The following is a 25781-nucleotide window of genomic DNA, read 5'->3' as shown; positions in this document are numbered from 1 at the left end:
AACCCACAAGAATCAAGGTAATTGAGTTCTTGTGGGTTTTGAATTTTGGACTAAAATTTAATTTTTTTGGATTAACTTCTATTGTTTTGCAACATCAATTTTCGTCTTTAGCAAATTATAAATATTTTTTGTTTCTTCAGAGACAGTTGACCATTCTCCAACTGATTTATATTCACACATTAATGTAGTATGCCGATCTCTTAACTTTATTAAAACATATCCAGCATAATCTGTAGAGGCCCTGTCGGTAAAAACGGGCTTAGTTATTATTGCCTTGGTATATTTGTATAAACTGTCACGCTCATTTCTGTTTAAAGAAAAGCTTTTCTTATCTATTTTTTCGAATTTATAAATGGCTGAACTGTAATTACCACTTACCTTTTTAAAAATTTCATTTTCAAAACTTGCAGTATCATTTTCATTATAAATAATAATTTTTTGATTCCTCGTAATTAGTTGAATTTCATCCCAATATTCATTTTTCTGTTCTAATTTATCCTTAGGTTTATCACAAGAAATTATTAGGAAAAAAGGAATTATTATTAGCAATTTTAAAATGATTGTTTTCATAATATATTTCTGAATTGAATAGAACTATTAAATATTAACTAATTTGAGTCAGATCAGACTTTTATAAATGTAAGATCTCTAACCCACAAACTTCAACGGCAAATGCACCACTTTTTTAGTCTCAAAAAATTCGTCTTCAAAATAATCAGCTAAATTATATTCTGTTGCTTTTGGGAAATCCTTTAATTCTTCGGTTAAATCGCCACCTTTGAGATAGAGAATTCCGTTTTTGAGTTCGTGCTTATGTTTCTTTTTGATTTTGTCTTTAACCCAAGACACAAAATCGGGCATATTGGTCACGGCACGACTCACAATAAAATCGAAATCACCTTTTACCAATTCGGCACGTAATTGTTCGGCTTTTACGTTTTTGAGTTCCAAGGCTTCGGCGACAGCCTGAACGACTTTTATTTTTTTGGCTATGACATCAATCAAGTAAAACCGAGTTTCCGGAAAAAGAATAGCCAATGGAATTCCAGGAAATCCTCCGCCAGTACCCACATCAAGGACATAAGTTCCGGGTTCGAATTTTATAATTTTGGCAATTCCCAAGGAATGCAAAATATGTTTGGTGTACAATTCGTCAATATCTTTTCTAGAAATAACGTTGATTTTTGCATTCCAATCGTGGTATAAAAAATCCAGTTTTGCGAATTGCTCCTTTTGAACAGCGGTCAAATTTGGGAAATACTTTAGAATTTCTTCCATCATTAAAAATTTTAACAAATGTAGAGGTTTTAGTTTTGAATATTTAACGCATTTTTACATATTGAAAATTTTTAATAATTACCTTTGTAATATATCCAAGATTAAATATGAACAACGTCACGCCAACATTCGCAAAACAAGACAATCTAAAATTTTTTAGAACGCTTAACTCTCGCGTAAACAATTACTTTAAAGAAAATAACATTCAAAAAACCGGCAACTGGAAAATCCATTTGAAAACTGTAATTCTTTTTACCGTTTTTTTAGTACCTTATTTTTTGATACTCACTTTACCTATGCCTTTTTGGGTACATTTACTGTTGACTATTGTTATGGGAATTGGAATGGCGGGAATTGGAATGAACGTAATGCACGATGCCAATCACGGTTCGTATTCTACTAAAAATTGGGTGAATAACTTTATGGGCGGGACAATTTATGTTTTGGCTGGTAATGTTCACAACTGGCAAGTACAACATAACGTTTTGCATCATACTTACACGAATATTATCGGCCACGACGAAGACTTGGAAGCTGGAAGAATTATGCGTTTCTCCAAAGAAGCACAATGGCATAAATTCCACAAATTCCAACAATATTATGCTGTGTTTTTATATGGTTTGTTGACTTTCAATTGGGCTATTACTACTGATTTCAAACAAATGAGAAGTTACCTGAAAAGAAAACTGTCTTATGGCGAACCGAAAAGCCCTAAAATTCTTTGGACTACTTTAATCATCACTAAAGTTATTTATATAGCTATTTGGATTGTTTTGCCAATACTAATTGGAATCACTTGGTGGAAAGTTTTGGTTGGATTTTTCGTGATGCATTACACAGCTGGATTAATCTTGAGTGTAGTATTCCAATTAGCACACGTTGTAAATGAAGCTGCTAATCCAATTCCAAGCCAAGAAGGGGAAATGGAAAATACTTGGGCTGTTCATCAATTGTTTACCACGGTTAACTTTGCCCCAAAAAACAAAATCGTAAACTGGTACACCGGAGGTTTAAACCACCAAATTGAGCATCATATTTTTCCGCACATCAGTCATGTACATTATGATAAAATTTCAAAAATCGTAAAAGAAACGGCCGACGAATGTCAATTACCATATTATGAATATAAAACTTTTCGAAGTGCAGTAATTGCCCATTTCAAACATTTGAAAGAACTAGGAATGAAACCGGCTTTACAATAAAGACGGACAACAGTGCCTCAAGATAATGTACAGACGCACTGCAGTCAGTCTCAACAAATAACCAACTTTATAAACCAAAAATTACAATTAATGAACAATTTGCTTTCAGACAGAATCAACAATTTAGCCACTTCACAGACATTGGCAATGGCAGCATTGGCCAGAGAATTAAAAGCACAAGGAAAAGATATTATTAGTTTAAGTTTGGGAGAACCTGATTTCAACACTCCCGATTTCATCAAAGAAGCGGCCAAAAAAGCCATCGATGATAATTATAGCACTTATTCTCCAGTAGAAGGTTATGCTGATTTAAAAGAAGCCATTTGCAGAAAATTCAAAAGAGACAACGGACTAGATTACAAACCATCGCAAATCGTGGTTTCAACTGGGGCAAAACAATCGTTGTACAATATTGCACAAGTAATGCTAAACGATGGAGACGAAGTGATTTTGCCAGCACCTTACTGGGTTTCTTACTTCGAAATCGTAAAACTATCAGGCGGAGTTCCGGTAGAAGTTCCAACTTCTATCGAAAGTGATTTCAAAATCACTCCTGCACAATTAGAAGCTGCCATCACACCAAAAACAAAAATGATGTGGTTCTCTTCTCCTTGTAATCCATCTGGATCAGTATACAACAGAGAAGAATTAACTGCTTTAGCTAAAGTATTAGAAAAATATCCAAACATTATTGTCGTTGCTGACGAAATCTATGAGCACATCAATTTCTCAGGAACTTTTTGCAGCATTGGATCTATTCCGGGAATGTTAGAAAAAACAGTTACCGTTAACGGATTGGCCAAAGCTTTCGCAATGACTGGTTACAGAATTGGTTACATCGGAGGACCAGAATTTATCGCAAAAGCGTGTACAAAAATTCAAGGACAAGTCACTTCGGGTGCAAACTCTGTGGCACAACGCGCTACGATTACTGCTGTAGATGCTGATCCAAGCGTGCTTCACGAAATGGTTGCTGCTTTCAAAAGTCGTCGAGATTTAGTAGTTGGATTGTTGAAAGAAATCCCAGGAATCAAAATCAACGTTCCAGAAGGAGCTTTTTATGTATTCCCAGACGTTTCTTCTTTCTTCGGAAAAACATTAAAAGGAACCGAAATCAAAAATGCTAATGACGTTTCAATGTATCTTTTGGCCGAAGCTTGTGTAGCAACAGTAACAGGTGATGCCTTCGGAAATCCAAACTGTATTCGTTTTTCTTATGCAACAAGCGACGAATTATTGAAAGAAGCTTTAAAAAGAATTAAAGATGCTTTGGCTGGATAAGCTAAACTTCTATTTTTATATCAATGGCCTCAAGATTTTCTTGGGGCTTTTTTAATATTAAATCGAAAAATATCCATTCGGATTAGAAATCTCGAATTTTTTATAAGAACTTTGCTGACTTTTAGACAAAAGCCTAAAAGTCTTATAATCCATCAATTATAAAATTATCATCCCAATAGATGAAAAAGAAAATAGAAATTCTTGCTCCTGCCAAAGATTTAATTCACGGTCTTGCTGCCATTAATAGCGGAGCTGATGCCGTTTATATTGGAGCACCGCAATTTGGAGCCCGTTCCAATGCGACCAATTCGATTGAAGATGTGGCAAAATTAGTAGAATATGCGCATTTATTCAACGCTCAGGTTTTTGTGGTCATCAACACCATTTTGTACGACAACGAACTCGAAACCTGTCGCCAAATGATTTGGCAATTATACGATATAAATGTCGACGCACTTATTGTTCAGGATATGTCGATTATGGAGATGGACATTCCGCCTATCGTTTTGCACGCTAGTACGCAAGCCAACAACCGTGACCCTCATAAAATCAAGTTCCTGAAAGACGCTGGGGTGAAACGTGTGGTTTTGGCTCGTGAATTAAACTTACACCAAATCAAAGAAATCAGTGAAGCGAGCGATGTGGAATTAGAATTTTTCGTGACGGGTGCGCTTTGCGTTTCTTTTAGCGGAAACTGTTATATGAGTGTAGCCAATGGAGAACGCTCTGCCAATCGCGGTTCTTGCGCACAAAACTGCCGTTTGCCCTACAACTTAATTGATGGTCACGGCGAAACTTTAATCAAAAATAGCCACTTGCTTTCCATCAAAGATTTTGATGTTTCTGCCCAAATTCCAAATTTAATTGAAGCTGGAATTTGCTCCTTCAAAATCGAAGGTCGTCTGAAAGATATTGTTTATGTAAAAAACAACGTTTCTTATTTACGTCAAAAACTAGATGATTTCTTGGAAGGTGCAGGAAGTGACAAATACACCAAAGCTTCTTCTGGAAAATGCACTTATACTTTTGAATCGGCTTTGAACAAAAGTTTCAATCGTGGTTATACCGATTATTTCGTCAACGAAAGGCACCAATCTATCGGTTCTTGGGAAAGTCCAAAATCGAAAGGACAGTACATTGGTAAATTGATCAAAACCACTGGAAACGCTTACGAAATCGAAAATGGCGAATTACTTAACAATGGCGACGGATTGTGTTTCATCAACGAAAACAAAGAAGCTGACGGAATTTATGTCAACAAAGTCGAAAACGGTTTGGCTTATCCCAATGTGTTGAAAGAAATCAAACCCGGAACATTCATTTACCGGAATAACGATGCGGCTTTCATCAAAATTGTAGAACGAGAAGACAGCGCAGTTCGAAAAATAAGCACTACTTTAGTACTAACCGAAAACGAAAACGGTTTTGAGCTCATCGCCACCGACGAAGACGGAAATGTGAGCAGCGTAAATTTGGTTCATCCAAAAGAAAGAACGAAAAACAACGAATCTATCGAGGAGAATTTCAAAATCAATTTGGCAAAAACTGGTTTCACGCCTTATAAAGTTGATGAAATAACCATTCAATTCTCCGAAAACTGGTTTCTTCCTATTTCCAAAATCAACGAAATGCGAAGAACCGCTTTCGAACAATTATCCGAAATTCGTGTGGCAAACTACAAGGTCAAAGAACACCAAATGATCAAAACCTCGCATCCTTATCCAGAAACGAAACTGGATTTTATGTACAATGTTTCGAACAAATTGGCACGAAAATTCTACGAACGTCACGGCGTTACCGAAATTGAAAAAGCATTCGAATTGCAATGGGATCCTGGAAAATCTCGTGTAATGACCACCAAATATTGCATCAAATACGAACTAGAAAAATGCCCAAAGTATCACAAAGACACCATGGAAACCAAACTTAAAGAACCTTTGGTTTTGAAACAAGGCGAACTCGAATACAAACTCAAATTCAATTGCAAACCTTGCGAAATGGAAATTTGGGAAAAAGATGCCGAATTTGAAATCGAGGAAGATCATTTACATTAAAATAATTAACCACTAAGTACACAAAGGTTACGCTAGGTTCGCAAAGATTTATTTTAAAATCTTTGCGAACTTTTTCTTTTGGCTAAAAAGCAAGAACTTTGTGTTCTTTGCGCAAATCTTTGCGACTTTGTGGTTAAATAAAATCTGCTGTCTCTGCAAAATCTGCTTGAGAATACATTAGTTTTTTTATCTTTACTCTCAAAAAAAATTAAATGGAGACTAAAAGTAGTATAACAAAATATTCAATTATTGCTGGAGTTTTTGTTTCCGCTATTTTTCCATTTTTAATCTTTCCAAAAGAGAGTAACTCAACCCTTTTCATTCAAATCTTAGATTTTGGCACTTTTTGGAATCCTGTTTTTTGGGGAATTCTTTTTCCATTGTTTATTATTTTTCTTTTTTGGAATTCAGCTAAAAAAATCAGTTCTTCATTAAATCAAATTTCTTATTTAAAAGCATGCTCTCAATTTTCATTTGAAGTTAGTTCAAAACTCTTGATAGCTCTTTTTGTAACTTATATAACAGGAATGTTAATTAATGGAATATCATCCGTGTTACAATCTCAAATTCCTTATCAAATTTTATTCTCTATCTTAGTAGTTTTATTTTTATCATTTCTACTAATGATTATGACTTTTATAAGTAGTTTAATAGTTATAAAAATGAGTCAAAATCCTCAGCCTTAAATTAATAAAACAATTCCCGGTAAGCGCGCAAAGAATTATACATGGTTCGCAAAGGATTATTTCAAATCTTTGCGGACTTTGCAGTTAAATAACTATTTTTGAATCGTATTTTCTAAGCTATCCATTATACTTTGCCTCCAAATGAAAAAAATCATCATCCTTTTTATTGTATTACTTAGTTTTTCTGTTGTCGCTCAAGAAACAAAAGAACAACAAAAACAAATTGTGGAAGCCTCCTGCGGACAATGTCAATTTGGAATGGAAGGAAAAGCCTGTGATTTGGCTATACGTATAAATGGAAAATCCTATTTTGTCGATGGAACGGATATTGACCATCATGGTGATGCGCACGCTGCAGATGGATTTTGTGCTAAAGTCAGAAAAGCAGAAGTGGTGGGCGAAATAGTAGACAATCGTTTTAAGGTGACTTATTTCAAATTGTTGCCCGAAACAAAGTAAATGGAGCTCATCCTTCAAAATATCGCCAAAATCGTTGCGCTAACTCCTGAAGAAGAGTTTTTATTTTTGTCTAAAACAACTACTCATAAATACAAGGCCAAAACCGTTTTGCTCAACGCTGGCGAAGTGGCAAATTATACTTATTTTGTCAATTCTGGTGTTTTGAGAAGTTTTAATATCAACGACAATATTGTAGAACACGTTTTGAGTTTTGCTTGTAGCGGTTGGTGGATTAGCGATATGTATAGTTTGCTTTCGCAAAAACCGGGAAATCTCTTCATTCAGGTTCTGGAAGATGCCGAAGTGGTTTTATTGTCTAAAGAAAACCAGGAAGCACTCTATAAAGAAATCCCTAAACTCGAACGTTTCTTTAGAATTCTAACCGAAAATTCATTGGTAGCACATCAAGAAAGATTGATGGATAACTTGAGTTTAACCGCCGAGGAACGTTTCCAAAAATTTTGTCGCAAATATCCTGATTTAATACAGAAAGTTCCCCAAAAACAAATCGCCTCCTATTTAGGAGTAACACCAGAATTTTTTAGCAAAATGAAAAGCAAGCTACTAAGAAAGTGATCAGTGGTCAGTATAGTAGTGGTCAGTCCTAATAAGAATCTGTTTTATGGTGAACAGTTATATTTTTATTAGACAATATCTCAATGAATACTAAACCACTGAACACTGAACACTATTTTCTTAATCTAGGTTAAGTGTCTTTTGCTTACTTCCATCGTAAATTTGTATCACAATAATCACAAAAATTATATAGTATGAAAACTACCCTTTTACACAAAGCAGATACAAGAGGACACGCAGATCACGGATGGCTCAACGCTTATCATAGTTTTAGTTTTGCCAGTTGGTACAACCCAGAAAGAATTCAATTCGGAATGTTGCGTGTTTTAAATGATGATACCGTTTCTGGCGGAATGGGTTTTGGCACACATCCACACGACAATATGGAAATTATTACCATTCCGTTGGAAGGCGATTTAGCTCACAAGGACAGTATGGGAAATGAATCCATCATAAAAACGGGCGATGTGCAAGTAATGAGTGCAGGAACTGGTATTCGACATAGTGAATTCAATCCCAATGCAAGCGAGCGAACCAAACTTTTTCAGATTTGGGTATTCCCAAAAATCAGAAATGTGGAACCTCGTTACCAACAAATTACTCTAGATATAACCGAACAAAAAAATAATTTTGTCCAAATTCTTTCGCCAAATCCTGATGATGCCGGAGTTTGGATCCATCAAGACGCTTGGTTTCATTTGGCCAATTTTGATGCAGGATTCAGTAAAACATACGAATTGAAAAAAGAAGGAAACGGTCTTTATGTTTTTGTGATTTCAGGAACAATAACGGTTGATGGTCAGGAATTGGAAACGCGTGATGGCTTGGGAATTACTGATTTCGAAACCTTAGACTTCAAAGCAACCACCGATGCGAAATTTTTGTTGATGGAAATCCCGATGGAACAGTAATTAATTTTTCATTGTTGAATAACCAATATTCCGTTAAAAAATCAATTGTCAATTTTAAATAAAAAAGGGAAGTTCTACTATTGAACTTCCCTTTTTTATTTTTGACAAACATCTTCGAACTATTTTAATAATAGCATAGCCTTTACTTTTTCAAGCTGATATTCTCAAAGGTAGAAACATCAACAATTTCTTCACTATCTATATCGAAGGAAATTTTCACCAAATCCCCAACTGCAGTAATGGGCAATTGATTGGATATTTGAGACGAACCTACAAAAATATTAGGATAATCTTTTACCGTAAAATAATAAAAACTATTTCCGTTTTTGACATCATTCTGAATTCGAACCACAACCGATTCGACTACTTTTCTTGCGGATTTTTCACCTGAATTTATTTTATTTCCTGAAGAGTTAAACGCTGTTTTATAAGCTGTTAAAGCCTCACGCATAGTATTTCCTGTCCCAACAATGGTGTAATCTGCAATGGAAACCATAGCATACATTTTTACCAATCCGCCATTGTCTTTTAACGTCATTACATAAGTTGGAATGTTATTAATGTTATATGGAATAGGCAACGAAGCTTGAAATCCTTTCTCTTGCACTTTTCCCTGTGCCGAGCTTTGCGCAGCAAATTCTGTGGCACCACTTTGCTTGTAAAAAGTAGTTTCTTTAGTTCTTGTATCTACTAAAACAAATCCGACTGCAGATTCATCTTTTCCTACCGAAGTAATTCCGGTGTACCAATAGGATTTATTATCTTTTCCATAAACTAAGGTTAAATCTTCTGTAATTTGAAGTTTATTTTCGTTAGAAAAATTCCAATACCCTTTTACATATTCGCCCCAATCATTCAACTGATCTTTAATAAATGAAATAGGCTGAATTCTATCTACCCATAGTGGTGTATTCTTAATATTATATTCCTTTATAGCTCCATTTTGCGCATTTACAACTACAACACCTGTGGCATCGTTGCCAGAAAAGCCAACTTTTTTAGCATATTTTGTAACTACCCAGTAAGGCACTCCATCGTCGTCAATTTCAAAACTAAAATCCGCTAAACCTAAGGTGTTATAACCATTAAAATATAAATATCGGTGCAAATTACTGCCAAAATAGGCTTCCCTTTGGTATTTTAAAAATAGTGGTTTTCCGTTTACTTCTTGTACTAATTTCACATCACGTTCATTTGTTGCCGACACCATCACGTAACCAGTTGTGCCTTGTTTGTTGTTTAACCATTTAAAAAAACCCGAATGCTCTAAAGGTGCAATCCAATATAATTTGCCGTTCACTTTCTGAATAAAAAATTCTTCTAATTGTGCCTGACTGCCCAATGCAGGTTGCGATCCTAATATTTTTTCGCCTAATAAATGCGCTAAACTTTCATCTACAACTCTAATTTCATTCATAGAAATTGGAGCGATATGATTGGTCAACTTTTCGCCGTTTGCCACTTTCCCAATTAAATTTCTAAAGTCTTGATTTCTAAAAACAGGGTGCGATGTAAAAAAAGGAAGTACAAATGAATATATAATAGAAATACCTATTAATAAAGCTGGAATTTTCCAGAAAACTGTTATTGGTTTGTAACTTTTCCCGTCAGAACTAATTGTAAATTTAGAAAAAGAGAAAAATAATATGGCAGCGATAATTAAAAGTAAGGCTGTAACTCCTACAAAACCATAATTTAATACTGGCAGCGTTAGATAAAAGTAAAATACCGTGATTAATAGAATAATTGCGATGGGGAAAATTTTTCTCATTTTAAATTCTGTTTAGTTTTACACATATTAGACATTTGTTTTTTTAGTTTGTTACAAAGTAAGTATTTTTGTTTTTTAGAATTAAATCAAATCAACGAAAATATATTAAAATAAATTTGTTTACTTCTTATCAGTGGCAAATCATATCGATTTGTTTTACAATTGAATAAAAAACTATTACTAATCATCAGTACACAATGATACTGCAACAATTTCAGCAAAAATTATGAAAGCATACGTATTTCCCGGTCAAGGCGCACAATTTATAGGAATGGGCAAAGACTTATATGAAAACTCCGAATTAGCAAAATCACTTTTCGAAAAAGCCAATGAAATTTTAGGTTTCCGAATCACAGACATTATGTTTGAAGGCACATCCGAAGAATTGAAAGAAACCAAAGTTACTCAACCAGCCGTTTTCTTGCACTCGGTGATTTTAGCTAAAACTTTAGAAAATTTCAAACCAGAAATGGTAGCGGGACATTCTTTGGGCGAATTTTCAGCATTGGTTGCTAATGGCGTTTTGTCGTTTGAAGATGGACTACAATTGGTTTCAAAACGGGCGTTGGCGATGCAAAAAGCTTGCGAAATAAAACCTTCGACAATGGCGGCAGTAATAGGATTAGCTGACAATATCGTGGAAGAAGTTTGCGCTTCGATTGACGGAATTGTTGTCGCTGCCAATTACAACTGCCCGGGACAATTAGTAATTTCAGGAGAAACTTCAGCCGTTGAAAAAGCTTGTGAAGCAATGAAAGCGGCTGGGGCAAAACGCGCTTTGTTGTTGCCTGTTGGTGGTGGTTTTCACTCTCCAATGATGGAACCCGCAAGAGAAGAATTGGCCGCAGCCATTGAAGCGACAACATTCTCGTCACCGATTTGCCCTGTATATCAAAACGTGACAGCAACTGCGGTTTCTGATGCCAATGAAATCAAGAAAAACTTAATCATACAACTGACAGCTCCTGTACGATGGACACAATCCGTGCAACAAATGATTGCTGACGGAGCGACTTTGTTCACCGAAGTGGGTCCAGGAAAAGTATTAGCGGGATTGATTGGAAAAATTGATAGAGAAGCAGTGACGGCGAACGCTTAAAATTAGTATTCAGTGGTCAGTCCCGAAGCTTCGGGATAGTTACTAGTTTTTAAATAAATATTATTCTATTTTATAAATCTAAATTCATGGGACATTATTTGAAAACTATTCTTGGCTTTCTTTTTTTAGGCATCGCAATTATTTCTTGTTCTGAAAAGAATTCTGAAAATCCCGAAGAAGTATTTTTCTTATGGTCAGGAACCAAGCCGACAAATGAGGTCAAATTAATAAACGGAAAATATTGGCAGTCAGCACATTTTAGTAATGAGTATAAAATGTATTTAGAACTAAATGCTACTAATAATTGGACCTCAGAATTTATAAAACAAAATAATTTAAAACTTTTAACCTCAACATCACTAGACATACCTAACGATGCACCAGCTTGGTTCAAAGTAAAATCTGGCTTTAAAATTTTCGTTCCTTCAGAATTTAGTCGAGGATCCCTTTACTTTGTAGATGAAAAAACGGGAAATATGTTAATTTACGAAATCCAATTATAACCAAAAAAACCTAAATCATCAGCTAGATAATTTAGGTTTTTTTATTCTAAAAAAACTGAACACTGATCACTAGCTCCTGACTTTCTGTTCCCATTTCCACGCGCTTGCCATTGCTTCATCTAAGGTAGAATCTGCTTTCCATCCTAGAACATTATTTGCTTTATCGGTATTGGCGTAAGCCGAAGTAATATCGCCTTCTCTTCTATCTACAATTTTATAAGGTAGTTTTTGTCCACTTACTTTTTCGAAAGAATGAATCACTTCCAAAACTGAGCTTCCTGTTCCTGTTCCCAGATTAAAAATCTCGACTTTGTCCAAATTCTTTTTATCCAACAAACGTTTCATAGCAATAACGTGGGCTTTCGCCAAATCGACTACGTGAATGTAATCGCGAACACAAGTTCCGTCAGGCGTGGCGTAATTGTCTCCGTAAACTGATAATTCGGTACGTAAACCCAATCCTGTTTGGGTGATAAACGGCACTAAATTTTGCGGAACTCCCAATGGCAATTCACCAATTTCCGCCGATGAATGTGCTCCAATCGGGTTGAAATAACGCAACAAAATCGCATTGATATTGGTTGCTTTGGCAGCATCTGTTATAATTTCTTCGCCTATTTGCTTGGTGTTTCCGTATGGCGACATTGCAGGTTGTATAGAAGCATTTTCGGTAATGGGCATTTTTTCGGCTTGACCGTAAACCGTGCAAGAAGAACTAAAAATGAAGTTAGATTGGGGTAATTTTTGCAATTCTTGGAGCAAATAAACCAAACTATTGACGTTATTTTCATAATACAACAGCGGATTTCCGACGCTTTCGCCAACTGCTTTTGAAGCCGCAAAATGAATTACTCCTGAAATGTCTTGATGCTTTTTGAAAAAATCCTGAACATTTGCTTTCTCGCGCAAATCCAATTTTTCGAAAAGTGGTTTTTTGTTTGTGATAGCAACAATTCCTTTTAAAACTTCTTCGGAAGAATTCGAAAGATCATCAACAATTACAACCTCAAAACCTTGATTTTGCAATTCGACAACGGTATGCGAACCTATAAAACCCAATCCTCCTGTTACTAGTATTTTCATAATTATTTATCTAAAAATTCTAAAACTGAATCCGTTATGAATTTAATTTGCTCATCGTCTAATTCGGTGTGCATTGGCAAGGCAATCACTTCTTTCACCAATCGATTGGTTACGGGAAAATGGTCTTCTTTGTAACGCACATCCAAATAGGCTTTTTGTGAATGCAATGGAATTGGATAATAAATCGCACAAGGAATTCCTTTGTCTAGCAAATGTTGCATCAAAGCATCACGATCGGCATCAATAATTCGCAATACATATTGATGAAAAACATGGCAATCGCAAATGTCACAAATAGTAGGTGCTATTATGTTTTTATGTCCAACAAAAGCTGCCGTATATTTTCTAGCAGCATTCTGACGGGCTGCGTTGTATTCGTCCAACAAAGGCAATTTGGCATTCAAAACGGCTGCTTGAATACTATCTAATCTTGAATTTACGCCCACTACATCGTGATGGTACCGTTCGTACATTCCGTGGTTTACAATTCCACGTATTTTGTGTGCCAAGGCATCGTCATTGGTAAAAATTGCTCCACCATCGCCATAACATCCTAGATTTTTAGAAGGGAAAAACGAAGTCGCTCCAACATGTCCAATTACTCCCGCTTTCTTTTTGGTCCCATCAGAAAACTTGCAATTAGCTCCAATAGCTTGCGCATTATCTTCAATTACATACAAGTTGTATTCTTTGGCAATAGCCATAATCGCTTCCATATTGGCGGCACGACCAAACAAATGCACAGGAACAATCGCTTTCGTTTTTGGCGTAATCGCTTTTTTGATTGCTTCAATAGAAATGTTCATATTAAACAGATCTACATCGACCAAAACGGGTGTCAATTGCAGCAATGCAATCACTTCCACGGTGGCGGCAAAAGTAAAATCGGCAGTAATAACCTCATCACCAGGCTTTAAATCAAGTCCCATCATTGCAATTTGCAAAGCGTCGGTACCATTGGCACAAGGAATTACATGTTTTACATCAAGATATTTTTCGAGATTTTTTTGAAATTGGTGAACTTGTGGTCCGTTTATGTAAGTGTTGGTGTCAAGAACCTCTTGGATTGAAGTGTTTACAGTGTCTTTAATTTTATCGTATTGACTTTTTAAGTCAACCATTTGCAATTTTTTCATTTAAATCTATTGTTTAAAGTTCATTTAAAACAAAATTTGCCAAACTTTCGCAATATTAGCCCGTTTTAAATTCACAACAAAAATAGGGATTTTAGGAGAATGATTTTATAGATAATTAAAAGAAAACGTATTTTTACCACAGAAATTTTTTGATATGCTTTTTATCTACAACCTAATCGTTCAAATTGCGAATTTTTTATTGAAAATCATCGCTCAATTCAGTCCAAAAATTAAACTTTTTGTCGACGGTAGAAAAGATGTTAATACTAAAATTCGAGAGAAAATAAAACTTTTCGACAAAACCATTTGGTTTCACGCTGCTTCATTGGGCGAATACGAACAAGGTTTGCCTGTGATTGAAAAAATAAAAGAGAAATTTCCCCATCACAAAATTGTAATTTCTTTTTTCTCGCCTTCAGGTTATGAAGTTCGTAAAAACAATACAATTGCCGATGTTACGGTTTATTTGCCTTTAGACACGAAAATGAAGGCCCAAATGTTTCTAAAATTGGTTCATCCAGAAATGGTTTTCTTCATCAAATATGAATATTGGCTCAATTACTTGAATGAACTTCGAAAACTCGAAACTCCAACCTATTTGATTTCTGGAATTTTTAGAGAAAACCAAATGTTCTTCAAATGGTACGGCGGATTTTACAGAAAAGCGCTTGAAACATTCACCTACTTTTTTGTACAAAATGAAAGTTCTAAAAAACTTTTATTTCAATTAGGAAAAACTAATGTTGCCGTTTCTGGCGATACTCGTTTCGACCGCGTAGCTACAATTTTAGAAAAAGACAACTCTTTGGCTTTTATGGATTCCTTCACTTCGTTCGGAAAGACAAAATGGACAACAATTGTTGCGGGAAGTTCTTGGCCAAAAGACGAAAGTTTATTAGTGGAATATATCAATCAAACTACTGAGAAAGTCAAATTCATCATTGCTCCGCACAACATCAAAAGTGAACAAATTCAAGAATTAAAAAATTCAATTTCCAAAAAAGTAGTTTTATTTTCAGAAAAAGAAACTAAAAATTTAGCCGATTTTGATGTCTTCATTATTGATACCATCGGAATTTTGACCAAGATTTACAGTTATGCTGACATTGCCTATGTTGGTGGCGGTTTTGGAAACCCTGGGGTTCACAATATATTGGAACCTGCAGCTTTCGGTATTCCGATTGTTATTGGTCCAAATTTCAGCCATTTTGCAGAAGCAACAGCATTAGTGAATATGGAAGGTTGCGTTTCTATTGCTAATAAAAACGAACTTTCTGACGCTTTTTCGAATTTAATTAGAAATGAAGACATTCGACACGAAAAAGGCCATATTTGTAGCACTTTTGTGCAAATGAACAAAGGAGCAACCGCTATTATTTTGAAACATATTTCATAAGATTAATTATAATAAATTCGACTCCTAACTTTCAAACTTATTAATTGATTTTAAATAGACCGAAATACAGGTTCACAAAACATACTAAATGAGTTGACTTTAGTTATCCAGAAAAATAAACTTAAAGAAATAGCCCGGAAATAAGGATAAAAACAGCGTTCGGTTAGAATGTCGATCATTTATTAAGTTTTTATTTATAAAGTCAAAATCCTAATAATTCTATGTTAAGATCTCGAAAGAAAAAAAAAATGAAAAAAATAATGAAAAAATATTTTAACTATTAAAAAATTTATATCTTTGCCCCGAATTAATAATTAACCTTTTATAATTAAGTAAGATGAAAAAAGTACTTTTAAGTTTAGCCATTGTTGCTGTTTTGACTGTTGTATCATGTAAACCAAAAACTGAGGAAACTCCAGTTGAAGCTGTAGACACTACTGCTGTAGCTGTTGATACTGCTGCTGTAGCTGTTGATACTGCTGCTGTTGTTGCTGATACTACTGCTGTTGCACCTGCTGCAACTCCAGCTAAGTAATTCTAAATTACAGAAAAAAAAAGCTACGCAATGCGTAGCTTATTTTTTGCCTTTAACTCAAAAATTCCAAATTAGCATTTAAATATTTACTTTGAAAGCAATTGTAATTTTCTGAAAACAGAAAGCCATACACGACGAGTGCTATGGCTTTATTGTTTAATTTATATTGTCTTCTGATTGCTACTAAAAACTTGATTTTTGTCAGTCAAAATATACTAGGAGACAGTTTGGCAACAAGGCATAAAAAAACCGCAAAGAATTAACAATTAAGTCTTTACGGTTTTCAAGAGTACTCAGAGCGGGACTACATAGCACTCTATTTGGCAGTTTTCAACACCCTAAGAAAACCCCAATAAAAAACCCCTAAACACCAATAAAATCAACTATAACAAAGGATTTAAAATATTTTTAGTTATCGAATGAAAACTAATAAAAACTAATATTATCTTATAACGGTTTGGAAAATGTTTGGAAACTTTCCAAACCTATTATTTAATTTATTATCTTTGAATTGTTCAAAACGTTTAAAAGTTCAAAAAATGGCAAAAGTAAATTTTAGGTTAAACAGTAAGGCAAATAAAGAAGTTTCTATTTATGTATATTTAACCTCAGGGCGTGGAAATTTTATTGAATTAAAGACTGGATTTTCAATAAATCCAAAAGAATGGAGCAAAGAAACCAAACGCCCGAAATACACAACCACAGAAAACAAACTAATTTTTAACAACCTCAAAAAATTAGAATCATTTATTTTTAACAACCTCAACAAAGATTTAGGCACGGGTGTAATTATTGACGGTTACTGGCTGGAATCAAATTTAGTAGAATGTTTTAATAGAGTTGAGAAAGTTGACTCGGGTTTAATCTTAAACCACACTCAGTATATTATCGATAATGCAAACACCCGCAAAGTACAAGGGCGCAATAAATTAGGATTGTCCCAAAGTAGAGTAAAAAGTTATAACACTTTTAAAAACCTTTTTGATAACTATCAAACTGTTATCAAAAAACAAGTTCACTTTTTAGACATTAACAAAACCTTTGTTGACAAATTTATAAACTGGCTCGTTAATACAAAAGGGTATTCTATGAATTATGCGGGAAAACAAATTGACAATCTAAAAACTGTTTGCCTAGATGCTGAAAAATTAGACATTCCAACAAACCCGTTTATTAATCAAATACAAGGATTTTCTGAAAATGATGACGATCGATATATTCAAACTTTATCATTCGTGGAGCTGGAGCAAATACGCACCGCCGAAATTACTAAATCTGAATTAATAAACGCCCGCAAATGGTTATTGATTGGGTGTGAAATAGGACAAAGACAGTCCGACTTAATGAATGTTACACCCGATAATATTAGATATAAAGGCGGGAATATGTATTTAGACATAATCCAACAAAAAACAAATAAAAACGTCACTATTGGCATAATTGCGCCCCACGTTAAGGACATTTTAGAGAATGATTTCCCGCATAAAATTAGCAGTCAAAAATTAAATACCTACATCAAAAAAGTTTGTGAAACTGCAAAAATTAATGAAATGGTAGAGGGGCGAAAATTAATAGTAACTAAAACAGGAAAACGAATTTTAAACATAAAAGGCAAATATATTGACGAAAGTATAAACCGCAAAAAGTTGGATTTTTATCATAAATACGAATTGATAACTTCGCACTCTTTTAGGCGGTCTTTTTGTACGAACTACTATAAAAAAATACCAACCGCCGTGTTAATTGGTATTTCGGGACACTCAAAAGAATCGTTATTTTTATCATACATAAACCAACGGGAAGACAAAGACACGAACGCCGATTTATTTATGAAATTTTATGAAGACCTCAACAAAGACAAACCCGCTCAAATGGTATTGCTACCCAACGGTACAAATGAATAAAAAATAGTTTTTTGGATTTAAAAAAAAAGCAATAGTGTAACAAAATATGTTACATAAGTAATACAAAATATTACATTTTATTGCCAAAAGAAAAACCCTTAAAAACTTAAATTATGAAAACGCAAAAACAAAATTTTTTAGATTTAACCATTAGATTAATAATAGCAATTGCAAAGTATTTTAAAATCAAAATAAAGCACTATTTATTAAAATTTTCAACACGAAATTAATACCATAATAACCACGTTCAAAGCGTAATCAATACAGGCAATAAAATGAAATTTGACAGTCCAGAAAACCCAATTGAAATGATAGAATTTATCATAAATAGTTTAATCGATTTTTCTAACAAAAACGAATATGATTATAAATTATATAATTCATTTGCTAAGAAAAAAGGCAAATCATTTAATCGTTATTTTTCTCAAATAGACAATGAAACTGACAAAGAAAAAATAATTTCAGATTTAAAGACAAACTTTCATTTTTCTATTAGAGATATTGTTACTGATTTAATGGCAAAAAAAAATACAATTGGGGATAATTTTGATGAGGGTGTAACTTATTATATTGCACAACCTATACCTGATAACAGAATACGAGGTTATGAAAGTAACTACAAAGAGTTGATAGAATTGTTTTTGGATAAAGTACAAATTGAAACAGTTCCCCCGACAGTTCCCGCCCCCGAAAACATTCAAATAGAAACAGTTCCCCCAATAGTTCCCGCACCCGAAAATAAACACCCTAAAATGTTTATTAACAATGGTTTCAAAATGTTTGAATACATTTTAAACAATCATATTACTGAAAATCGAGGGCGTATAAATGATATTAGTTTTTATTATTGGAAAATGCACAATGACAATTTTATTATTCAAAAACCCTATCCATTTGTAGAATGGTTTACAAAATTATACGATGTTGAAAGTTTTCAAATTAAAACATTAAATACAATTCAAAACCCTAACAGATTAAAACATTATTCAAATTCATTAGATTGGTTTAAACTTCAAAACCAATAACAGCCTGTAAAAAGTACAATTTCAGACTTTAAACAGTACAACCGTATTAAAACCTTTGCCTTATCAATAATTAAAAATATTAGATATGGCACAAGTTCAATTTATCCAAACAACCCCTCAGGAACTACAACAACAAATTAACGAGGGCGTAAAAATCCAGTTACAGGAATTTTTAAAACATTTCGCACCTATCCAACCAAAAGAATATTTGACCCGCTCAGACGTGGCGAAAATGTTTAACGTGGATATTTCCACAGTAGCCAACTGGCAAAAGTCAAAACGATTAAACCCGCTCGGGATTGGTTCACGTGTATACTTTTTACGATCTGAAGTTGAGGCAAGTCTTAAACCCCTAAACGTTTAAGATTATGAATTCAACAGGCAACACACCGCAATACATTAGACACGTTTACAAGTTAACAAACGAGTTAAAAAGTTATTCAGTTTATCAATTTGATGAGGTTACAAACGGATCTCTTTTATTGACTGAAATACTTAGAATTGAAAAATTTCAAGGCAAATCTTGTACAACCCGTGTAGATGACTATTTGAGATTAAGAACCGACCCAAAGAGCTGGTCACGTTCGCAATTAATTACAGGATTGCGACCTACTACAATTGACAATTTATTTAGTGGGGATTGTAAACCGATTGGCAAAAATTCAACTGTAAAAACTCTATTAATGTTTCTGTTTTCAAAAGATAGAAAAACGTTAACAATCGACGTTTACAGGGGATTTTACCCAAATCATAACGGAATACTTCAGAATATTATTAGCACCTACAAAACAAACTAAAAGGCACAAAAAAACGAGAGTTGTTCAGGCTCTCGTTTATACTTTGTTCAAAAGTTCAGTTTTCAACAGGCAATGTTAAAAAACCTCTACAAAGATAATCAATTGATCGACTTTATAAAAATAATAATTAAGGAAATGCGCCCCTCTATTTTAGAGATTAATCCCTTATTAGATTTTTACGATACCATTAACCTAACTACTGGAGAAATGAAAACCACAAACAGGAACGGAAAAAAGGTAACACCCTCAAAAAACGCCTCTTACAAAGGTTTAGAGTTTAAAATTTATGATACTGGAACTATTACACTTTCGGGAAGTTTACATAAATACTGGAATGACGGGGCGCACAATTACAATGACTTTAATAATGAGGCGGTTTTGTTTGTTTTGAGTGACCTAAATACAAAATTCGATATTGACCCAAACAAATGTATTTTGAAGTGTTTAGAGATTGGAATTAACATAACGCCCCCAGTACCCACAAATGAAATTTTAGACAATTGTTTACTACACAAAACAAAACCTTTTGAATATCAAATAAATTCAGATGAGGGCAAATATAAACAGGTGCAGCACTCCCAATACATTATCAAAATTTACAATAAGGCATTACACTACAAATCAAAAGGGTTTAAGGTTAGAACCGAGATAATGCGTTTTGAGATTAAATATACTAAAATGCAAAAGATCAATGACAAAGGTATTTTTAGTTTACAGGATTTAATTAATTACGGTTTACAAAACTTCAAAGATGAGGTTTTGAATGAATGGAAAAATGTATTGTTTTATGATAACACTATCCAAATTGACCCTTTAACTACAAAATTAAAAAAGGCAGTTTTAGAATATTCAAACCCAAATTACTGGACTGGATTACTGGCAAACAATCAAAACAAAAACTTTACCTATCACAAGAAACAATTAAAAAAAATCATTGAAAAAAACTCAAACAAAGTCCAGGATTTAACCGCCCAAATAATGAGTGAAAAGATTGATTTTTTAAATAGTAAGACTATCCAAATTGACCCTTTAACTATACTGTCAAAACGGATAGTATTGAATTATGAGAATGACACTAAAAAACACCTTTGTAAAGTGACTGGTTTTAATATTTCGATGCAAAAGGAAAACAGTATTTTACTCTCACATACTGGACTAAAATACTACTACAAAACAGATAAAAGAATCTTTGAACAAATCAAAAGACGGTACTTATCAAAAATTTGGTTTAAGTCAAATTTTCAAACCCAAATTAAGGAACTGGCGCACAATATCAGGAATACAAATAGTAATCAAAAAATAAAACAAAGTAGGATTTATAAAGAGGGACAAATTACCCTACTGGAACAATTTGAAAGTCAATTACCAGAATGAATAATCAGTAACATTTAAACAAAAATAGAAATTATGGAAAATCGAAAAGAACAAATTGAAAATCTCGAAAATGAGATTGCACAAAAACAACAAACTCTAAATGAGTTGAGAGATGCTGAAGATCAGGAACAGCAAGAAGACCCCGATCAGGATATTATTAATGAATTTGTAGACAACCTAAACATTTAAAAAAACGACTATGAAACGTATTTTAATACACGAAAACAAAAATTTATTGATTGAAATTTGTAAAGACCTCAACCAATATTTGCCACACTTGGAACAAGTCAAAAAGACTTATGAGAAATTACAATTAGGTAATTTTAATGATGACATTTTAAAACAGATTGTTAGATCAGGAACTGGACAAATTGAAAAGTTATTCAATGAATCCCTAAACGATCAAGTTGAGAAAGCGGGAATTTCAAACACTATTTTAAAAAGTAATATTTTGAAAGACTCGGAACAGTTGTATTTTTCTTTTTTAGAAAAGACTAGAGAACTGAAAAGATTTACACCCGAAACATTTAGTAGAAAAAATTATTTAAAATTAAATGTTATTTCGTTTCAAAATGGAATTTTCTATTTGAGTGACGAAAACAAAGAGCAAATTATCGAAAATGAATGTAGAATCTACATTGAAAACGAAAAAGAAAAGGAGTTATTCGATAATCTACAAAACTTCATTGAAGCCTATAACAAAGTTTCAGACAATTTAAAGGAATTAGAATTTAAATTTAGATATGAACAAGGCAAAGGCGTTACAGCAATAGCAAACGGTTTCTTATGGCTGGAGTTAGACAATACTTATTCAATAAGATTAGAAACTTTGAAATTTGCTACAAACTACAAAGAAATGAGTTTGAAATTTAATTAATAATCCAGTATTCAAAGGGAGCGCAAAAGTTCCCTTTGAATTCTACTTTAGAACAAAATAGAAATTATGACAATAAGAAAAAAAACAGGCGGGCGCATAGCTGGAACACCTAACCGCACCACAGCAACCACAAAAGAAAAACTTCAAAAAATAGTTAATGAAGAGCTGGAGAAATTAGGCAAAATTATAGAACAATTAGAACCGATTGACCGAGTTAATGCAGTCACTAAATTAATTACATTTCTTTTACCTAGACCTCAGGAAACTACCTTAAAAGGCGACAAAGAAACGCCTTTAGTGATAACGAATTCTGAAGACCGAGAAAAAAGAATTGCAGAATTAATCGCAAAAGCACAATCAAAATAATATTTCAATTATTCAAAACTAAACCTTTCAGAAATGAGAGGTTTTTTTTATGGTAAAAAGTTTAAAAAAAAGAGTGTTTTTAAAATGGTTTGGAACGGGTTTGGAAACAAGGCATAAAAAAAACCGCAAAGAATTAACAATTAAGTCTTTACGGTTTTCAAGAGTACTCAGAGCGGGACTTGAACCCGCACGAACATTGCTGTTCACTGGATTTTAAGTCCAGCGTGTCTACCAATTTCACCATCCGAGCGTTTTGCTTTTATATGTTATATCTAATTTTTTGAAAAAATTAATTAAATAAAGCACCATCCAAGCATTTTCAATTTTCTATTTTGATGTTATATTTAATTTTTAGAAAAAATTAATTAAATACGCACCATCCATGCATTTTTGCATTTAACTGTTTTATCTAATTTCTAGAAAAAATTAATTAAATACAGCACCATCCGATCATTTTTCTTTTTGATCTTAAATTCAATTGAAAATTCAATTAAATCTAAGAACTATTAAGAGTATGCTTTTGAGCGAAAAACGGGGCTCGAACCCGCGACCTCGACCTTGGCAAGGTCGCGCTCTACCAACTGAGCTATTTTCGCATTATATTTTTTAAAAGAACTTAATTGTATTGCGGATGCAAATTTAATACATTAATTCAATTACACAAGCGTTTTTTATAAAAAAAATACAGTCAAAAGCTAAGCTTCTGATAACTTCAACTTTAAAGGTAATGAAACTATTTTTTAACTAACATTCTCTTTATTTCATTGAGTTTCATTAAAGCTTCAATGGGTGTAATTGTGTTGATATCGAGACTAAGAATTTCCTCTTTGATTTCTTCTAACAAAGGATCGTCTAAATTGAAGAAACTCATTTGCATATCCTCTTTAGATGATTTAATGCCGCTCAAGGCTTCACTGGAATGATCTTTCTCCAATTTCTTCAACAATTTTTGCGCTTTCAAGATTACGATTTGTGGCATTCCGGCCATTTTCGCCACGTGAATTCCAAAACTGTGGGCACTTCCACCTTTTACCAGTTTTCGAATAAAAAGTACGGTATCTTTTAATTCTTTGACAGAAACGTTGTAATTCTGTATTCTGGGTAAGGATTCACTCATTTCATTCAACTCATGATAATGCGTCGCGAAAAGCGTTTTCGGCTTTGATGGATGTTCGTGCAAAAATTCGGCAATCGCCCAAGCAATAGAAATCCCGTCGTATGTGCTCGTTCCCCTTCCTATTTCGTCTAATAGCACCAAACTTCTATCTGAAATATTGTTCAAAATAGAAGCGGTTTCGTTCATTTCGACCATAAAAGTAGATTCTCCTATAGAAATATTATCCGAAGCTCCAACTCTGGTGAATATTTTATCTATAATTCCCATTCTCACGCTATCTGCTGGAACAAAACTTCCCATTTGAGCCAAGAGCACTATTAAAGCTGTTTGACGCAAAATAGCCGACTTTCCAGACATATTCGGACCAGTAATCATTATCAGTTGTTGCGTTTCTCTATCCAAAAAAACATCATTAGCAATATAAGGTATTCCAACAGGCAGTTGTTTTTCGATTACAGGATGTCTTCCGTTTTTGATATCTAATTCGAAAGTTTCGTCTAATTCCGGACAAACGTATTTGTTTTCGATAGCCAATTGTGTAAACGAACACAAACAATCCAGTTGCGCCACCAAATTCGCATTCATTTGAACGGGTTTGATGTAAGTTGCAATCCAACACACCAATTGCTCGAATAACTCGACTTCTATTTTGTGAATTTTTTCTTCGGCACCCAGAATTTTAGTTTCATATTCTTTTAATTCTTCGGTGATATAACGTTCGGCATTGACTAAAGTTTGTTTTCGAATCCATTCTGCAGGAACTTTATCTTTGTGCATATTGCGGACTTCGATATAATAGCCAAAAACATTATTGAAGGATATTTTCAAGGAAGAAATCCCCGTTAATTGGGATTCGCGTTTTTCGATTCCTTCGAGAAATTCCTTACCACAAGTTGATATCGCTCTTAAATCATCTAACTCTTCGTTGATTCCTTTGGCAATGGCATTTCCTTTGGCAATGGCCACCGGAGCATCTTGATTTAAAACCGTTTTAATTTTTTCGCGCAATAAATCGCAGCCGTGAAGGCTGTCGCCAATGATTTTAACAGCTTCTTGTGGGCTTGCCAACGCCAGCGTTTTTATTGGAATAATAGCATCCAAAGATTCTTTTAAATAAATGATTTCCCGAGGTGACACTTTTCCTGCTGCAATTTTCGAAATCAGTCGTTCTAAATCCGAGATCTGTTTTATTTGCTTTTGAATATGTTGCAAAACTTCCTGATTTTCTTTCAAATAAGAAACTACTTGATGGCGGTTTCTTATCTTAATAGCATCTTTCAACGGCAAAGCCAACCAACGTTTTAACAAACGACCACCCATTGGCGAAAGCGTTTTGTCAATCACATCGAGCAGCGTGACCGCATTGGGATTATAACTGTGATACAATTCGAGATTTCGAATGGTGAAGCGATCCATCCAGACGTAAGCGTCTTCGGCAATACGTTGAATAGAAGTAATATGCTGTACTTTATTGTGTTGTGTTTCGGACAAATAGTATAAAATAGCTCCGGAAGCAATAATTCCTTCTTGCAATTCTTCAATTCCAAAACCTTTAAGAGAAATGGTTTGGAAATGCTTTGTCAAGATTTCAAAAGCATAATCTTCTTTGTAAATCCAGTCTTCCAAATAAAAGCTATGATAATCCTCACCGAAAGTTTCCCTGAAATCGTTTTTTCTATTTTTTGGAATTAAAACTTCGCTTGGATTGAAATTCTGCAAAAGTTTATCAATATATTCTGCATTGCCTTGCGTAGTAAGAAATTCGCCTGTAGAAACGTCCAAAAATGAAATGCCAATGGATTTATTGGCAAAATAAATGGCCGCCAAAAAATTATTTGTCTTCGACTGCAAAACCTCATCATTCATCGAAACACCGGGAGTTACAAGCTCTGTAACTCCACGTTTCACGATGGATTTAGTCATTTTTGGATCTTCGAGTTGATCACAAATCGCCACCCGAAGTCCAGCTTTGACTAGCTTTGGCAAATAAGTATTTAAAGAATGATGCGGAAAACCGGCGAGAGCCGTTTCGGTTTCTGAACCTGCACCACGTTTGGCTAGCACGATTCCCAAAATTTTTGAAGCACGAACGGCATCTTCGCCAAAAGTTTCATAAAAATCGCCCACTCTAAACAACAAACAGGCATCAGGATATTTCCTTTTGATTTCGTTGTATTGCTTCATTAAAGGCGTTTCCTTGACCAATTTTTCTTTTGATGACAAAATGTATTCTTTAAAATTTAATAGAAAGCGAATTTATAAATTTTATGGCGAAAAATGAACGCTCTAGAACTTTAAAATATTTTTAAGAAAAATTTAGGATGGAGTTTCGATATTTTCTATAAATTTGT

General features: G+C 33.9%; 25 protein-coding genes and 2 tRNA genes. 19 read left to right on the top strand and 8 right to left on the bottom strand.

The window, feature by feature from the left end:
• Window positions 1–78: 78 nt before the first annotated feature.
• Window positions 79–570 carry a hypothetical protein gene (locus RMO83_RS05555; RefSeq protein WP_310558685.1) on the bottom strand — a complete coding sequence of 164 codons (492 nt, stop codon included), beginning with the start codon at window positions 568–570 and terminating at the stop codon, window positions 79–81.
• Window positions 571–648: 78 nt separating this feature from the next.
• On the bottom strand, window positions 649–1278 hold the full coding sequence (gene rsmG, locus RMO83_RS05550) for a 16S rRNA (guanine(527)-N(7))-methyltransferase RsmG (RefSeq protein ID WP_310558684.1): 630 nt from the start codon (window positions 1276–1278) through the stop codon (window positions 649–651).
• Between the two features lie 107 nt (window positions 1279–1385).
• Here rsmG and RMO83_RS05545 point away from each other — a divergent pair, with 107 nt between their 5' ends.
• From RMO83_RS05545 to RMO83_RS05515, 7 genes are all read left to right on the top strand, one after another.
• Entirely contained in the window at window positions 1386–2480 is a 1095-nt protein-coding gene (locus RMO83_RS05545; protein ID WP_310558683.1) for an acyl-CoA desaturase, read from the top strand.
• 90 nt (window positions 2481–2570) lie between these two features.
• Window positions 2571–3761 (top strand): pyridoxal phosphate-dependent aminotransferase, encoded by a 1191-nt coding sequence (locus RMO83_RS05540; protein WP_310558682.1) that lies wholly within the window; start codon window positions 2571–2573, stop codon window positions 3759–3761.
• Window positions 3762–3940: 179 nt separating this feature from the next.
• A complete protein-coding gene (locus RMO83_RS05535) occupies window positions 3941–5815 on the top strand; it encodes a U32 family peptidase (protein WP_310558681.1) in 1875 nt (624 codons plus the stop codon).
• 212 nt (window positions 5816–6027) lie between these two features.
• A complete protein-coding gene (locus tag RMO83_RS05530; protein ID WP_310558680.1) occupies window positions 6028–6501 on the top strand; it encodes a hypothetical protein in 474 nt (157 codons plus the stop codon).
• A gap of 141 nt (window positions 6502–6642) precedes the next feature.
• Window positions 6643–6960 (top strand): DUF6370 family protein, encoded by a 318-nt coding sequence (locus RMO83_RS05525; protein WP_310558679.1) that lies wholly within the window; start codon window positions 6643–6645, stop codon window positions 6958–6960.
• Window positions 6961–7536, top strand: coding sequence for a Crp/Fnr family transcriptional regulator (locus RMO83_RS05520; protein ID WP_310558678.1), 576 nt, complete (start codon window positions 6961–6963; stop codon window positions 7534–7536).
• A 194-nt stretch (window positions 7537–7730) separates the two neighbouring features.
• The gene (locus tag RMO83_RS05515; RefSeq protein ID WP_310558677.1) at window positions 7731–8447 is read left to right on the top strand and encodes a pirin family protein; all 717 of its coding nucleotides are present in this window, start codon (window positions 7731–7733) and stop codon (window positions 8445–8447) included.
• 142 nt (window positions 8448–8589) lie between these two features.
• Here RMO83_RS05515 and RMO83_RS05510 read toward each other — a convergent pair whose 3' ends face one another.
• On the bottom strand, window positions 8590–10218 hold the full coding sequence (locus RMO83_RS05510; RefSeq protein ID WP_310558676.1) for a hypothetical protein: 1629 nt from the start codon (window positions 10216–10218) through the stop codon (window positions 8590–8592).
• Between the two features lie 226 nt (window positions 10219–10444).
• On the opposite strand from RMO83_RS05510, the gene fabD reads away from it, so the two are divergent.
• Entirely contained in the window at window positions 10445–11317 is an 873-nt protein-coding gene (gene fabD, locus RMO83_RS05505; protein ID WP_310558675.1) for an ACP S-malonyltransferase, read from the top strand.
• Window positions 11318–11403: 86 nt separating this feature from the next.
• Window positions 11404–11820, top strand: coding sequence for a hypothetical protein (locus tag RMO83_RS05500; RefSeq protein ID WP_310558674.1), 417 nt, complete (start codon window positions 11404–11406; stop codon window positions 11818–11820).
• Between the two features lie 69 nt (window positions 11821–11889).
• Here RMO83_RS05500 and galE read toward each other — a convergent pair whose 3' ends face one another.
• Both galE and RMO83_RS05490 read right to left on the bottom strand, forming a co-directional pair.
• A complete protein-coding gene (gene galE / locus RMO83_RS05495) occupies window positions 11890–12903 on the bottom strand; it encodes a UDP-glucose 4-epimerase GalE (RefSeq protein WP_310558673.1) in 1014 nt (337 codons plus the stop codon).
• A gap of 2 nt (window positions 12904–12905) precedes the next feature.
• The gene (locus RMO83_RS05490) at window positions 12906–14039 is read right to left on the bottom strand and encodes a DegT/DnrJ/EryC1/StrS family aminotransferase (protein ID WP_310558672.1); all 1134 of its coding nucleotides are present in this window, start codon (window positions 14037–14039) and stop codon (window positions 12906–12908) included.
• Window positions 14040–14193: 154 nt separating this feature from the next.
• Here RMO83_RS05490 and RMO83_RS05485 point away from each other — a divergent pair, with 154 nt between their 5' ends.
• The 10 genes from RMO83_RS05485 (at window position 14194) to RMO83_RS05440 (ending at window position 22313) form a co-directional block, all read left to right on the top strand.
• Window positions 14194–15435, top strand: a complete 1242-nt coding sequence (locus tag RMO83_RS05485) for a glycosyltransferase N-terminal domain-containing protein (protein WP_310558671.1) — start codon at window positions 14194–14196, stop codon at window positions 15433–15435.
• 337 nt (window positions 15436–15772) lie between these two features.
• A complete protein-coding gene (locus tag RMO83_RS05480; RefSeq protein WP_310558670.1) occupies window positions 15773–15970 on the top strand; it encodes a hypothetical protein in 198 nt (65 codons plus the stop codon).
• 539 nt (window positions 15971–16509) lie between these two features.
• Window positions 16510–17874 (top strand): phage integrase SAM-like domain-containing protein, encoded by a 1365-nt coding sequence (locus RMO83_RS05475; RefSeq protein ID WP_310558669.1) that lies wholly within the window; start codon window positions 16510–16512, stop codon window positions 17872–17874.
• Between the two features lie 275 nt (window positions 17875–18149).
• Window positions 18150–18899 (top strand): hypothetical protein, encoded by a 750-nt coding sequence (locus tag RMO83_RS05470; RefSeq protein WP_310558668.1) that lies wholly within the window; start codon window positions 18150–18152, stop codon window positions 18897–18899.
• Window positions 18900–18984: 85 nt separating this feature from the next.
• Window positions 18985–19263 (top strand): helix-turn-helix domain-containing protein, encoded by a 279-nt coding sequence (locus RMO83_RS05465; RefSeq protein WP_310558667.1) that lies wholly within the window; start codon window positions 18985–18987, stop codon window positions 19261–19263.
• 4 nt (window positions 19264–19267) lie between these two features.
• On the top strand, window positions 19268–19696 hold the full coding sequence (locus RMO83_RS05460; protein WP_310558666.1) for a hypothetical protein: 429 nt from the start codon (window positions 19268–19270) through the stop codon (window positions 19694–19696).
• A 72-nt stretch (window positions 19697–19768) separates the two neighbouring features.
• The gene (locus RMO83_RS05455; RefSeq protein WP_310558665.1) at window positions 19769–21070 is read left to right on the top strand and encodes a hypothetical protein; all 1302 of its coding nucleotides are present in this window, start codon (window positions 19769–19771) and stop codon (window positions 21068–21070) included.
• A gap of 33 nt (window positions 21071–21103) precedes the next feature.
• Window positions 21104–21259 (top strand): hypothetical protein, encoded by a 156-nt coding sequence (locus RMO83_RS05450; RefSeq protein ID WP_310558664.1) that lies wholly within the window; start codon window positions 21104–21106, stop codon window positions 21257–21259.
• A gap of 10 nt (window positions 21260–21269) precedes the next feature.
• Window positions 21270–21947, top strand: coding sequence for a hypothetical protein (locus RMO83_RS05445; RefSeq protein WP_310558663.1), 678 nt, complete (start codon window positions 21270–21272; stop codon window positions 21945–21947).
• A gap of 66 nt (window positions 21948–22013) precedes the next feature.
• Complete coding sequence (locus RMO83_RS05440; RefSeq protein ID WP_310558662.1) at window positions 22014–22313, top strand: hypothetical protein; 300 nt, start codon at window positions 22014–22016, stop codon at window positions 22311–22313.
• Window positions 22314–22477: 164 nt separating this feature from the next.
• Here the strand turns inward: RMO83_RS05440 and RMO83_RS05435 are convergent.
• The 3 genes from RMO83_RS05435 to mutS all read right to left on the bottom strand — a co-directional run bounded on the left by RMO83_RS05435 (window position 22478) and on the right by mutS (window position 25653).
• Window positions 22478–22563, bottom strand: a tRNA-Leu gene (locus RMO83_RS05435).
• Window positions 22564–22836: 273 nt separating this feature from the next.
• Window positions 22837–22909 (bottom strand) — tRNA-Gly (locus RMO83_RS05430).
• 137 nt (window positions 22910–23046) lie between these two features.
• Entirely contained in the window at window positions 23047–25653 is a 2607-nt protein-coding gene (gene mutS / locus RMO83_RS05425; protein ID WP_310558661.1) for a DNA mismatch repair protein MutS, read from the bottom strand.
• Window positions 25654–25781 lie beyond the last annotated feature (128 nt).

The sequence above is a fragment of the Flavobacterium sp. genome, assembly GCF_031423415.1.
In the GTDB taxonomy this organism is placed as follows: Bacteria; Bacteroidota; Bacteroidia; order Flavobacteriales; family Flavobacteriaceae; genus Flavobacterium.
Note: the sequence above shows the minus strand (reverse complement) of the source record. Positions and strands in the feature narration are given on the sequence as shown.

What these genes read in the sequence shown, in the direction of transcription:
- RMO83_RS05555 (WP_310558685.1), bottom strand. Translation starts at nt 570, where the DNA reads ATGAAAACAATCATTTTAAAATTGCTAATAATAATTCCTTTTTTCCTA.
- rsmG (WP_310558684.1), bottom strand. Translation starts at nt 1,278, where the DNA reads ATGGAAGAAATTCTAAAGTATTTCCCAAATTTGACCGCTGTTCAAAAG.
- RMO83_RS05545 (WP_310558683.1), top strand. Translation starts at nt 1,386, where the DNA reads ATGAACAACGTCACGCCAACATTCGCAAAACAAGACAATCTAAAATTT.
- RMO83_RS05540 (WP_310558682.1), top strand. Translation starts at nt 2,571, where the DNA reads ATGAACAATTTGCTTTCAGACAGAATCAACAATTTAGCCACTTCACAG.
- RMO83_RS05535 (WP_310558681.1), top strand. Translation starts at nt 3,941, where the DNA reads ATGAAAAAGAAAATAGAAATTCTTGCTCCTGCCAAAGATTTAATTCAC.
- RMO83_RS05530 (WP_310558680.1), top strand. Translation starts at nt 6,028, where the DNA reads ATGGAGACTAAAAGTAGTATAACAAAATATTCAATTATTGCTGGAGTT.
- RMO83_RS05525 (WP_310558679.1), top strand. Translation starts at nt 6,643, where the DNA reads ATGAAAAAAATCATCATCCTTTTTATTGTATTACTTAGTTTTTCTGTT.
- RMO83_RS05520 (WP_310558678.1), top strand. Translation starts at nt 6,961, where the DNA reads ATGGAGCTCATCCTTCAAAATATCGCCAAAATCGTTGCGCTAACTCCT.
- RMO83_RS05515 (WP_310558677.1), top strand. Translation starts at nt 7,731, where the DNA reads ATGAAAACTACCCTTTTACACAAAGCAGATACAAGAGGACACGCAGAT.
- RMO83_RS05510 (WP_310558676.1), bottom strand. Translation starts at nt 10,218, where the DNA reads ATGAGAAAAATTTTCCCCATCGCAATTATTCTATTAATCACGGTATTT.
- fabD (WP_310558675.1), top strand. Translation starts at nt 10,445, where the DNA reads ATGAAAGCATACGTATTTCCCGGTCAAGGCGCACAATTTATAGGAATG.
- RMO83_RS05500 (WP_310558674.1), top strand. Translation starts at nt 11,404, where the DNA reads ATGGGACATTATTTGAAAACTATTCTTGGCTTTCTTTTTTTAGGCATC.
- galE (WP_310558673.1), bottom strand. Translation starts at nt 12,903, where the DNA reads ATGAAAATACTAGTAACAGGAGGATTGGGTTTTATAGGTTCGCATACC.
- RMO83_RS05490 (WP_310558672.1), bottom strand. Translation starts at nt 14,039, where the DNA reads ATGAAAAAATTGCAAATGGTTGACTTAAAAAGTCAATACGATAAAATT.
- RMO83_RS05485 (WP_310558671.1), top strand. Translation starts at nt 14,194, where the DNA reads ATGCTTTTTATCTACAACCTAATCGTTCAAATTGCGAATTTTTTATTG.
- RMO83_RS05480 (WP_310558670.1), top strand. Translation starts at nt 15,773, where the DNA reads ATGAAAAAAGTACTTTTAAGTTTAGCCATTGTTGCTGTTTTGACTGTT.
- RMO83_RS05475 (WP_310558669.1), top strand. Translation starts at nt 16,510, where the DNA reads ATGGCAAAAGTAAATTTTAGGTTAAACAGTAAGGCAAATAAAGAAGTT.
- RMO83_RS05470 (WP_310558668.1), top strand. Translation starts at nt 18,150, where the DNA reads ATGAAATTTGACAGTCCAGAAAACCCAATTGAAATGATAGAATTTATC.
- RMO83_RS05465 (WP_310558667.1), top strand. Translation starts at nt 18,985, where the DNA reads ATGGCACAAGTTCAATTTATCCAAACAACCCCTCAGGAACTACAACAA.
- RMO83_RS05460 (WP_310558666.1), top strand. Translation starts at nt 19,268, where the DNA reads ATGAATTCAACAGGCAACACACCGCAATACATTAGACACGTTTACAAG.
- RMO83_RS05455 (WP_310558665.1), top strand. Translation starts at nt 19,769, where the DNA reads ATGTTAAAAAACCTCTACAAAGATAATCAATTGATCGACTTTATAAAA.
- RMO83_RS05450 (WP_310558664.1), top strand. Translation starts at nt 21,104, where the DNA reads ATGGAAAATCGAAAAGAACAAATTGAAAATCTCGAAAATGAGATTGCA.
- RMO83_RS05445 (WP_310558663.1), top strand. Translation starts at nt 21,270, where the DNA reads ATGAAACGTATTTTAATACACGAAAACAAAAATTTATTGATTGAAATT.
- RMO83_RS05440 (WP_310558662.1), top strand. Translation starts at nt 22,014, where the DNA reads ATGACAATAAGAAAAAAAACAGGCGGGCGCATAGCTGGAACACCTAAC.